The 11,441-nt window shown below is 66.7% G+C and carries 9 protein-coding genes; 4 read left to right on the top strand and 5 right to left on the bottom strand.

All coding sequences use genetic code 11. The annotated features are described in order from the left end of the window. Positions 1-36 precede the first annotated feature (36 nt). Positions 37-2,628, bottom strand: a complete 2,592-nt coding sequence (gene clpB / locus CAL12_RS09040) for an ATP-dependent chaperone ClpB (RefSeq protein ID WP_086064182.1) — start codon at positions 2,626-2,628, stop codon at positions 37-39. A 131-nt stretch (positions 2,629-2,759) separates the two neighbouring features. Here clpB and CAL12_RS09035 point away from each other — a divergent pair, with 131 nt between their 5' ends. After that, positions 2,760-3,173, top strand: coding sequence for a gamma-glutamylcyclotransferase family protein (locus CAL12_RS09035; protein WP_086064181.1), 414 nt, complete (start codon positions 2,760-2,762; stop codon positions 3,171-3,173). Between the two features lie 11 nt (positions 3,174-3,184). Here CAL12_RS09035 and aceB read toward each other — a convergent pair whose 3' ends face one another. Then, positions 3,185-4,768, bottom strand: coding sequence for a malate synthase A (gene aceB / locus CAL12_RS09030; RefSeq protein WP_086064180.1), 1,584 nt, complete (start codon positions 4,766-4,768; stop codon positions 3,185-3,187). A gap of 107 nt (positions 4,769-4,875) precedes the next feature. Between aceB and CAL12_RS09025 the strand changes: the two genes are divergently transcribed. From CAL12_RS09025 to folE, 3 genes are all read left to right on the top strand, one after another. Next, on the top strand, positions 4,876-5,793 hold the full coding sequence (locus CAL12_RS09025) for a LysR family transcriptional regulator (protein WP_086064179.1): 918 nt from the start codon (positions 4,876-4,878) through the stop codon (positions 5,791-5,793). 97 nt (positions 5,794-5,890) lie between these two features. Beyond that, a complete protein-coding gene (locus tag CAL12_RS09020; protein WP_086064178.1) occupies positions 5,891-7,009 on the top strand; it encodes a hypothetical protein in 1,119 nt (372 codons plus the stop codon). A gap of 141 nt (positions 7,010-7,150) precedes the next feature. After that, positions 7,151-7,696: a GTP cyclohydrolase I FolE gene (gene folE / locus CAL12_RS09015; RefSeq protein ID WP_086064177.1), complete on the top strand. Its 546-nt coding sequence runs from the start codon at positions 7,151-7,153 to the stop codon at positions 7,694-7,696. A gap of 36 nt (positions 7,697-7,732) precedes the next feature. Here the strand turns inward: folE and bglX are convergent, their stop codons facing one another. The 3 genes from bglX to CAL12_RS09000 form a co-directional block, all read right to left on the bottom strand. Beyond that, on the bottom strand, positions 7,733-10,090 hold the full coding sequence (bglX, locus tag CAL12_RS09010; RefSeq protein WP_086067770.1) for a beta-glucosidase BglX: 2,358 nt from the start codon (positions 10,088-10,090) through the stop codon (positions 7,733-7,735). 189 nt (positions 10,091-10,279) lie between these two features. Beyond that, positions 10,280-10,714, bottom strand: a complete 435-nt coding sequence (locus tag CAL12_RS09005) for a DUF1810 domain-containing protein (protein WP_232464751.1) — start codon at positions 10,712-10,714, stop codon at positions 10,280-10,282. Then, positions 10,696-11,289 carry an NUDIX domain-containing protein gene (locus CAL12_RS09000; protein ID WP_086064176.1) on the bottom strand — a complete coding sequence of 198 codons (594 nt, stop codon included), beginning with the start codon at positions 11,287-11,289 and terminating at the stop codon, positions 10,696-10,698. The genes CAL12_RS09005 and CAL12_RS09000 overlap by 19 nt, the downstream gene beginning before the upstream one ends. Positions 11,290-11,441: the final 152 nt, after the last annotated feature.

The raw sequence follows: 11,441 nt of genomic DNA, 5'->3' as shown, positions 1-11,441 counted from the left end.
GCGTAAGCGGCGCCTTTTCCATGGCCTGCTGCGGCGTCACTGCAGCGTTCGTTCGAACACCAGCTTGCCGTCGCGGACGTCCACCGGCACCACGTCGCGCGGACCGAAGCGGCCTTCCAGGATCAGCCTGGCGACCGGGTTTTCGATCTGCTGCTGGATGGCGCGCTTCAAGGGACGCGCACCGAACACCGGATCGAAGCCGGCCCGGGCGATTTCCGCCAGCGCGGCGTCGGACACTTCCAGCTGCATCTCCTGCTTTTCCAGGCGGGCGGCGAGCCGCTTGAGCTGGATGCGGGCGATGGACTCGATGTGCTGCGACTCCAGGCCATGGAAGACGACGACCTCGTCGATCCGGTTCAGGAACTCCGGCCGGAAGGACTGCTTCAGCTCATCCCACACCACTTCCTTGATGACCTCGTAGGGCTTGCCGGCCATCGTCTGGATATGCTGCGAACCCAGGTTGGACGTCATCACGATCACCGTGTTGCGGAAGTCCACCGTACGGCCCTGGCCGTCGGTCAGGCGACCGTCGTCCAGCACTTGCAGCAGCACGTTGAACACGTCCGGATGCGCCTTTTCCACTTCGTCCAGCAGGATCACGCTGTACGGCTTGCGGCGCACGGCTTCCGTCAGGTAGCCGCCTTCCTCATAGCCGACATAGCCCGGAGGCGCGCCGATCAGGCGGGCCACCGAATGCTTTTCCATGAACTCGCTCATGTCGATGCGGATCATGTGCTCTTCGGAGTCGAACAGGAAGTCCGCCAGCGCGCGCGTCAGCTCGGTCTTGCCCACGCCGGTGGGCCCCAGGAACAGGAAGGAACCATAGGGGCGCGACGGATCGGACAGGCCGGCGCGCGAGCGCCGGATGGCGTCGGACACCAGCCGCACGGCCTCGTCCTGGCCCACCACGCGGCGGTGCAGGAAATCTTCCATGTCCAGCAGCTTTTCGCGCTCGCCCTGCATCATCTTGGACACCGGGATACCGGTGGCGCGCGACACGACCTCGGCGATTTCCTCGGCGCCGACCTGTGTGCGCAGCAGCCGCGGCCGGTCGCCCTGCTCGGCCTGCTGGGCGCTGTTTTCCGCCGATTGCAGCCGCGCTTCCAGTTCAGGCAGCTTGCCGTACTGGAGCTCGGCCAGCTTGTCGAACTGGCCCTTGCGCTGCAGCTCGGCCATCTCGGCGCGGACCTGGTCGATCTCTTCCTTGATGGCCTGGCTGCCCTGCACGGCGGCCTTCTCGGCCTTCCAGATTTCCTCGAAATCGTTGTACTCGCGCTGGAGCTTTTCCAGCTCGTCCTCGATCACGCCCAGGCGGCGCTTGGAGCCTTCGTCCGACTCCTTCTTGACGGCCTCGCGCTCGATCTTCAGCTGGATGATGCGACGGTCGAGCCGGTCCATCACCTCGGGCTTGGAATCGATTTCCATGCGGATGCGCGCGGCGGCTTCATCGATCAGGTCGATGGCCTTGTCCGGCAGGAACCGGTCGGTGATGTAGCGGTGCGACAGTTCCGCCGCCGCCACAATGGCGGGATCGGTAATCTCCACGCCGTGGTGCAGTTCATAGCGTTCCTGCAACCCGCGCAGGATGGCGATGGTGGATTCCACATCGGGTTCGTCCACCAGCACCTTCTGGAAGCGGCGCTCCAGCGCGGCATCCTTTTCGATGTACTTGCGGTATTCGTCCAGGGTGGTGGCGCCGATGCAGTGCAGCTCGCCGCGCGCCAGGGCGGGCTTGAGCATGTTGCCGGCGTCCATCGCGCCTTCCGCCTTGCCGGCGCCGACCATGGTGTGCAGCTCGTCGATGAACACGATGCTGCTGCCATCGTCCTGCGACAGCTCTTTCAGCACGGACTTCAGGCGCTCCTCGAATTCGCCACGGAACTTGGCACCGGCCAGCAGCGCGGCCATGTCCAACGACAGGACGCGCTTCCCGCGCAGGCTTTCCGGCACTTCGTCGTTGACGATGCGCTGCGCCAGGCCTTCGACGATGGCGGTCTTGCCGACGCCGGGTTCGCCGATCAGCACGGGATTGTTCTTGGTGCGGCGCTGCAGGATCTGGATGGTGCGGCGGATTTCGTCGTCGCGGCCGATGACCGGGTCCAGCTTGCCCTGGCGGGCGCGGTCGGTCAGGTCCATGGTGTACTTGGCCAGCGCCTGGCGATTGGATTCGCCTTCGGCGCCCTGCACGGCTTCACCGCCGCGCACGGCATCGATGGCCGCTTCCAGGGCCTTTTTCTGCAGGCCGGCTTCGCGCAGGATACGGCCGGCCTCGCCCTTGTCGTCGGCCAGCGCCAGCAGGAAGAGCTCGCTGGCAATGTAGGTATCGCCACGCTTGGCGGCTTCCTTGTCGGTGCGGGTCAGCACGTTCTGCAGGTCGCGGCCGACCTGCACGTTGCTTTCGCCCTGTACGGTAGGCAGGTTCTTCAGCGCGGCGTCGATGGCCGACGGCAGGCGGTTGACCGCCACGCCGGCCCGCGCCAGCAGGCTGACGGCCCCGCTCTCGGGATCGCCGATCAGGGCGGAAAGCACGTGCAGGGGTTCGATGTAGGGATGGTCGTTGCGCGCGGCCAGGCTCTGCGCATCGGCCAAGGCCTGCTGGAACTTGGTGGTGAGCTTGTCGAATCGCATAATGTCGTCGATTGGTAGAAGGTTGGAGCCTTGCCGCGCACGCGGCGCGCGGCCGGCTCGATGTCCTACAAATGCGGGCTCCCCGGCGGGATTTCAATGCCTGCGATGACGATACGCCATACGGACACGCGATGGACACCTACGTTTTTGTATATGGCACGCTGCGGCGAGGGGAAATCAACGACCTGGCCCGGGCGGCGGCGCGCGCCGGGCTGCCGGCGCCGGAATACGCGGGCGTGGCCAGCGTAACGGGCCGGCTGTATGACTTCGGCGATTGGCCCGGGCTGCTGCCCGATGCCGATGGGGTGCCGGTGACGGGGGACGTCTACCGGATCGATCCGGCCCTGCTGCCGGTCATGGACGCCATCGAGGAATACGACCCGGCCGGCGGCTCATGCTTCGTGCGCCGGCCGATCCGCCTGACGGTGGACGGCCGGGCACTGGACTGCTACTACTACCCCATCGACCCGGCGCATATCGGCGACGCGGTGCGTACCGACGCCACCGACTGGGTACGGCATCGGCTGGGACGAGGCCCACGGTGACCCGGCCGGGCTCAGACTTCCTCGTACAGCGGTAGCGTCAGGAATTCCGCGAAGTCGTCCTGGGTGCTCATCTGCTCGAAGATCTGCGCCGCGCGGTCGTAGGCCTTGCTGGGCCCCGCCACGTCGTGGACCTTGGCCAGTTCCTCGGGAATCAGCTTGCGCACCAGGTCGGCGGTGACCTTGGTGCCGTCCTCCAGCACGCCCTTGGGCGAGCGGATCCACTGCCAGACCTGGGAGCGGGAGATCTCCGCGGTCGCGGCGTCTTCCATCAGGTTGTGGATGGGTACGCAGCCATTGCCGTCCAGCCACGACCCCAGGTAGTGGATCCCCACATTGATGTTCATGCGCAGGCCGGCCTCGGTGATCGGTGCTTCCGGCTGGAAGTCCAGCAGGTCGGCCGCCGTCACGGCGACGTCCGGACGCTGCTTGCCGATCTGGTTCGGCGCGTCGCCCAGCACCTTGACGAACTCCTCCATCGCCACCGGCACCAGGCCCGGATGGGCCACCCAGCCGCCGTCATAGCCGTCCGTGGCGTCGCGCGTCTTGTCGGAACGGATACCCGCCATGGCCTGCTCGTTCTTGATCGGATCGTTCTTGATCGGGATCAAGGCGCTCATGCCGCCGATCGCGGGCGCGTTGCGGCGATGGCAGGTCTTGAGCAACAGCAAGGCATAGGCGCGCATGAAAGGCGCGGTCATGGTGACCTTGGCGCGATCGGCCAGGCAGAAATCGCGTTCGACCTTGAACTTCTTGATGCAGCTGAAGATGTAGTCCCAGCGGCCGGCGTTGAGCCCGGCGCTGTGATCGCGCAGTTCGTACAGGATTTCGTCCATCTCGAAGGCGGCCAGGACGGTCTCCACCAGCACCGTCGCCTTGATCGTGCCCTGCGGAATGCCCAACGCGTCCTGGGCCCGGACGAAAATATCGTTCCACAGCCGGGCTTCCAGATGGCTTTCCATCTTGGGCAGGTAGAAGTACGGGCCGCTACCACGCGCCAGCAGCTCGCGGGCGTTATGGAAAAGATAGAGCGCGAAATCGAAAATGCCACCGGATACGCGCTTGCCGTCCACCGTGACGTGCTTTTCGTCCAGGTGCCAGCCGCGCGGACGCACCAGCAATACCGCCGTCTTGTCATTCAGCTGGTAGGTCTTGCCGCCCTGCTCCAGGCGGATCGTGCGGCGCACCGCGTCCATCAGGTTGATCTGGCCGGAGACCTGGTTGTGCCAGTTGGGCGTGTTGGAGTCCTCGAAGTCCGTCATATAGCTGTCGGCGCCGGAATTCAGGGCATTGATGACCATCTTCCGCTCGACCGGGCCGGTGATTTCCACCCGGCGGCACTTCAGGTCTTCCGGAATGGGGGCGATGGTCCAGTCGCCGTCGCGCACCGAACGGGTTTCGGCCAGGAAATCCGGCTTTTCGCCGGCGTCCAGGCGCTTGGTGCGCGCCACGCGGGCGGCCAGCAGCTCCTGCCGCCGGCTCTCGAAAGCGCGATGCAGGTCGGCCACCAGCGCCAGCGCGTCGTGGGTCAGCACGGTTTCGAAGCCGGGTTCGATGGGGGCGTCGATGGCGACGCCGGCGGGCAGTTTCAAGGACATGGGTGTCTCCGAGGGGGAACGCTGTGTCCGCCAGTGTACGAAGCGGATATTGAATTAAAAAGCATATAAAAGTAGATTCATCTTTTAGTTTTTGTCAAAGATGAACCGTGGACCGATTCAAGCAACTGCAGACCTTCGTCGACGTGGCCGCCCTGGGCAGCCTGTCGGCCGCCGCCCGGGCGGAAGGCGTCGCCCCGGCCATGATCGGGCGCCGCATCGACGCCCTGGAAGCGCGCCTGGGCGTCAAGCTGCTGGTGCGCTCCACCCGCCGCCTGTCCCTCACCGCGGAAGGGGGCACCCTGCTGGAAGACGCCCAGCGCATCCTGCGCGACCTGAACGAATCCGAAAGCCTGGTGGCGCAGGGCAGCGCCCGCCCCACCGGCCTGCTGCGCCTGACCGCGCCCGCCGGCTTCGGCCGCCGCCACGTCGCCCCGCTGCTGCCCGGCTTCGCCGACCAGTACCCGGACGTCAGCGTGGTCCTGGACCTGAGCGACCGCCTGGTCGACCTGATCGAGGAACGCTACGACTGCGCCGTGCGCATCGGCGACCTGGACGACTCCGACATGGTCGCCATCCGCCTGGCCGACAACCGACGCGTCGTCGTCGCCGCGCCTGCCTACCTGGAACGGCAGGGCATTCCCCGCACCCCGGCGGACCTGGCCACCCACCACTGCCTGTCCTTCGGCAATCAGGGCAACCAGTCGCGCGGCTGGCTGTTCCGCGTCAATGACCAACTGACGCCGTTCCGCGTCGGCGGCCGGCTGGAGTGCAGCGACGGCAGCGTGCTGCACCAATGGACGCTGGCCGGCTACGGCCTGGCCTGGCGATCGATGTGGGAAGTGCAGCAGGACCTGGCCAGCGGCCGGCTGAAGACCGTGCTGGACGAGTATTGCGCGCCGCCCAACGGCATTTATGCGATGTTCCCGGAACGCAAGCACATGCCCGCCCGCGTACGCGCCTTCGTCGCCATGTTGCGCCAGGCCTACGCCGATCCGGCATATTGGGGCGAACCGGTGTCCGGCTGATATTGCGTTCAGCGTTTTGCCACGCACGCGCGCCTACAATGCCCCGCACCGCCGCGGCCACGCCGCCCACACCCTACTCTTACGCCGGTATCCTGTCATGCGCCTGGTCATCTGCCTACTGCTCGCACTGTGCGTCGCGGCTTCCGCCCGTGCCCAGGACGACAGCGGCCCACCGCGCGCGCCCGCGCCTGCCTGGCAGACGGTGCAACTGGGCGCGCAGGGCCACCGCTACCCCTTTCCCGTCTACGCCAGCCGGCCGCTGACCGCCGCCAACCTGGCCCACGTGACGCGCGTCCTCGTCATCCTGCACGGCGTCAAGCGGGACGCCGATCACTACTACCAGACCGCCGCCGGACTGCTCGATGTGAACCCCGGCGCGATGGAAGACACCCTGGTGATCGCGCCGAAATTCGCCGCGCCCATCGACCGCGGCTTCGAGCACATGCCGGCCTGGCATCGGGACCGCTGGATCGCGGGCGGCGACAGCGTGAAAGCCAGCGGCCGCCCGGCACCGATCGGGTCCTTCGCGGTGCTGGACGACCTGCTGGAATGGCTGGCCGACCGCCATGACCTGCCGGCGCTGCGCGGCGTGGTGCTGGCAGGCCATTCGGCCGGCGCCCAGATGCTGCAGCGCTATGCGGTGCTGAACAATATCGACGAGACCGTCCGCAAGCGGGGGGTGACGCTGCGCTATGTGGTCGCCAACCCGTCTTCCTACCTGTATTTCACGACCGATCGCCCGCGTGGCGATGGCGGCTTCGGCCCCTACAACCGCGGCCTGTGCCCCGACTTCAACGACTTCCGCTACGGCCTGGACCACCTGCCGCAGGGCCTGCGCGTGGCGGATCCGAAACGGCTGCCTGGCCGCTACGCGCAGCGCGACGTCACCTACCTCCTGGGCGGCGCCGACAACAACCCGGAACACCGCTGGCTGGACAAGCGCTGCGGCGCCGAGGCGCAGGGCGCGACCCGCCTGGCGCGCGGCCGTGCCTACGTCGGCTACGAAGCGTGGCTGCCGGCCCTGAAGCAGAACGTCCACCAGGCCTATGAAGTGGCCGGCGTCGGCCACAACCAGCGCGGCATGTTCGGCTCGCAATGCGGCGCGAGCGCCCTGCTGGGCCCCGATGCCAAGGCCGGGCCCGAGGCCGCCACGTGCAGCAGGATCACGCCATCGCCCGCCCCGAAGGCCGGGCCGGCGGCCGAGCGTGGCCGGTAGCCACCCGGCAACGAAACACACGCAAAAGCGGAAGCACCACGCGCCGGTATCCCTCGCGCGATACCCCGCCCCCGGCGCGGCTGGTATCGTAGCGGCTGGAACTCCGCCGACACCCCGAAAACACGCCTACCCCTGCACACCATGTCGCTCGAAGAACACTACACCGCCATCCTGCAACAGCTCGGCGAAGACCCCTCCCGGGAGGGCCTGCGCGACACGCCGCTGCGCGCGGCCAAGGCCATGCAGTACCTGTGCCGGGGCTACGGCCAGGATCTGGATGAGATCGTCAACGGCGCGCTGTTCTCCTCCGACACGAAGGAAATCGTGCTGGTCAAGAATATCGAGCTGTATTCCCTGTGCGAGCATCACATGCTGCCGTTCATCGGCAAGGCCCATGTGGGCTACCTGCCCAACGGCAAGGTGCTGGGCCTGTCCAAGGTCGCGCGCATCGTCGACATGTACGCGCGACGGCTGCAGATCCAGGAGAACCTCAGCCGCCAGATCGCCGAAGCCGTCCTGCAGGTGACCGGCGCGGCCGGCGTCGCGGTGGTGATCGAAGCGCAACACATGTGCATGATGATGCGCGGCGTGGAAAAGCAGAATTCGTCCATGGTGACCTCGGTCATGCTGGGCGAATTCCACCAGAACGCCGCCACGCGGGCGGAGTTCCTGAACCTGATCCGCTGATCCGCCGATCCACTGACGCGGCGGGCGGCCGGCGGTTCACCGCAGGGTGAAGCCGGCCTGCCTGACGTCCTGCGAGTCCAGCCCCACGTAGACGTTGAACGCCCCGGGCTCGGCCCCGTAGTGCAGTTGCGCGTTGTAGAAGCTGAGGTCGTCCTCGTCGATGGTGAACGACACCTTGCGCGATTCGCCGGCCTTCAGCATGACCTTCTCGAAATGCTTGAGCTCCTTCACCGGCCGGCTGATGGACGCCACGGTATCCTGGACATACAGCTGCACCACCGTCGCGCCGTCGCGCTGCCCGGTGTTGGTCACCGTCACGCTGGCCTGCACCGTGCCGCCCCGTGGCATGTCCGCGCTCGACAGCGTCACCGGCGACAGATCGAAGCTGGTGTAGCTCAGGCCATAACCGAAGGGAAACAGCGGTCCGTTCGGCGCGTCGAAATAGCGCGACGTGTATTTGTCGGGGTGCGCGGGATCGAAGGGACGGCCGGTATTCAGATGGCTGTAGTAGATCGGGATCTGGCCCACGGAGCGCGGAAACGTCATCGGCAGCTTGCCTGACGGGTTGTAGTCGCCAAACAGCACGTCGGCAACGGCGTTGCCCCCCTCGGTGCCGGCGAACCAGGTTTCCAGCATCGCATCGGCGTTGTCGTTTTCCCACGTCAGCGCCAGCGGACGTCCGTTCATCAGGACGATCACCAGCGGTTTGCCCGTCGCCTTCAGGGCGTGCAGCAGGCGCACCTGGCTGTCGGGGATGACGATATCGCTGCGGCTGGAAGCCTCATGCGCCATGCCTTGCGACTCGCCGACCACCGCGACCACCACGTCGGCCTGCCGTGCGGCGGCCACGGCCTCGTCGATCAGCTGTGCCGGCGTGCGCGGGTCCACATCCACGTCCTGCTCGTACAGGTTCAGGTACTTGACGATCTCCGGGTCGTCGATCACGTTCGCGCCCTTGGCATACAGCAGCTTCGCCTGGCCGCCGACGGCATTGGCGATGCCCTGGTAGGCCGACACCGTCTGCTCCGGCCGGCCGGCGGCCGACCAGTTGCCCATCATGTCGCGCTGGCTTTTCGCCAGCGGGCCGACCACGGCGATGGTGCCCTGCTTGCGCAGCGGCAGCACGCCGCCCTGGTTCTTGAGCAGCACCAGGCTTTCGCGCGCCACCTGGCGCGCGGCGTCGCGGTGCAGCCGGCTTTCGGCGTTGACGTCGGGCGGATCGTTTTCCGGCCGGCCGATGCGGCGATACGGATCCTGGAACAGCCCCAGGTCGTATTTGACGCGCAGCACGTCGCGCGTCGCACGGTCCAGGTCGGCCATGCTGACGCGGCCGCTCTCCAGCAGGGGCTTGAGGTTGTCGCCGTACATGGTGTCGCTCATGCTCATGTCGGCGCCCGCGGTGATCGCCAAGCGGGCGGCGTCGCGGCCATCGGCCGCCACGCCGTGCTTGATCATTTCCATGATCGCGCCGTGGTCGCTGATGGTGATGCCCTTGAAGCCCCATTGCTTGCGCAGCACGTCCTGCAGCAGCCATTTGTCGCCCGTCGCCGGCACGCCGTTCAGCGAATTCAGCGCCACCATCACGCCCGCCGCGCCCGCGTCCAGCGCCGCCTTGTAGGGCGGCAGATAGTCCTGGAACAGGCGTTGCGGGCTCATGTCGACGGTGTTGTAGTCGCGGCCGCCTTCCACCGCGCCGTAGGCGGCAAAATGCTTGACCATCGCCAGGATGCTGTCCTTCGCGGCGGGGTCGTCTCCCTGGTAGGCCTTGACCAGCTCCGCGCCTATTCGCGACGTCAGGTAAGTGTCCTCGCCGAAGCCTTCGGAGTTACGGCCCCAGCGCGGATCGCGCGAAATGTCGACCATGGGCGACCACGTCACGTCCAGGCCATCGGCGCTGGCCTCGATGGCGGAGATCCGGCCGGTCTGGCGGATGGCGGCCAGATTCCAGGTGGATGCCAGGCCCAGGCCGATCGGGAATATCGTGCGCTGGCCGTGGATCACGTCGTAGGCGAAGAACAGCGGAATCTTCAGCCGGCTCTGCATGGCCGCGTCCTGCAGCACACGGATGTTGTCCGGCGTGACGGTGTTGAAGACCGCCCCCGCCCTGCCCGCGGTGATATCGGCCATGAACTTCGGCTTGTCCGGATTGGACCCCGCCGGCAGGCTGACCAGGCGCAGCTGGCCGATCTTCTCATCCACCGTCATGCGGCTCATCAGCTTGTCGATGAAGGCTTCGCGCGCGGCCTGTTCGCGCATCATCGAAGGCGGATTGCTGGCGGGGTGCGTGCCTGTCTGGCCGAATGCCGGGGCCCACGCCAGCGCGATCAGCAAGGGAAGCGTCGAACGGAGCTGGGAACAGAGCTTCAAACGGAGCTTCAAACGGAGCTGTTTCATGCGCATGTGTCTCTGGTGTTTATTGTCGATTCGTCGATCGTCGATTCGAACGCGCGGGCGGCGGATCGCCGGACGCGCGCGGGGAAGCCGGGCAAGTGTGCCACATCGGCGCCCCCGGGGCGCGGCGGCCCGCGCAGCCGCGGCGGTGCGGCACAAGCAGGCGCCGTGCCGGGCCGCGCGGGGCGGCGATCAGAGGCGGGAGAGCGTCAGCGGATCGGCCTGGCCGCCGAAGAAGCGATCCAGGCACTGGCGGAAGATTTCCTCTTCCGGCGCGGCCCACGTGAACAGCGTCAGCGAAGATCGAAACTTCACGGCGTCGAGCGGACCGAAGATCTCGGCCGCCGAGCCCTCGGGCGCGCGCGCCACCAGTTCACAGGCATGTTTCAGCCGTTGTCCCAGCACGGGATGGCGCACATAGGCGCGCGCCTCGTCCAGGCAGGATATGCCATAGCGCTGCGCCATCTCGCTGCGGCCCAGTCCGCGGATCTGGGGAAACACGAACCAGATCCAATGGCTGCGCTTGCGTCCCTGCGCGAGCTCCTGGCACACGGTGTCGAACACGGGGTCCTGCGCCAGGACGAATCGATCCAGGCCGTAGGCGTCGTTCAGCTCGCGTGTTTCCATTCCAGCTCCCATGCGCCGCTCAGCACGTTCTGCAGCCAGAGCGCGCAGGTGAGCGTCTTGGAATCGGTGATCTGGCCGTTGCGGCAGGCCGCGAACAAGTCATCGACCGTCATCGGGTGGATGTCGACGAACTCGTCGGCGTCCGTCTGCGCCTGCCCGGCACGCAAACCGCGTGCGAAAAAGATGTGGATGATTTCGGTGGAATAGGCGATGGCGACATGCATGGCGCCGGCGGCCGACCAGACGCCGCCGCTATAGCCGGTTTCTTCCAGCAATTCACGCCGGCCGCATTCCAGCGGGTCTTCGCCCGGGTCCAGCTTGCCGGCGGGGAACTCGATCATGACGCGGCCGATAGGATAACGGTACTGGCGCACCGTCAATACGCGCCCGTCGTCCAGCATGGGCACCACCACGACGGCGCCCGGATGCACGATGTATTCGCGCGTCGAGCTGTGGCCATTGGGCAGCAACACCGTATCGCGGCGCGCGCGCAGGAAACTGCCTTCGAACAGGGACTCCTGCTTCAGGGGCTTTTCCACGAGGTGGGCATCTTCGTTCGTATCCACTGATTCCATCCGGGGCTGGTATGCGCGGCACAGGCTTGGCCGCGAAAAGAGGCATAGGGAGCAAAGCCCGTGCTCAACTTTAGCAGTTGTCGCGGCGGCTTCCGACGGCGGCCGGACATTCTCACAATATTCCAGGAAAAATGGACGCGCCCGGTGCGGCA

Origin of the sequence: Bordetella genomosp. 8 (assembly GCF_002119685.1) — a bacterium.
Lineage (GTDB): Bacteria > Pseudomonadota > Gammaproteobacteria > Burkholderiales > Burkholderiaceae_B > Bordetella_C.
The sequence above is the reverse complement of the archived record's forward strand: the minus strand, read 5'-3'. Positions and strand labels throughout refer to the sequence as shown.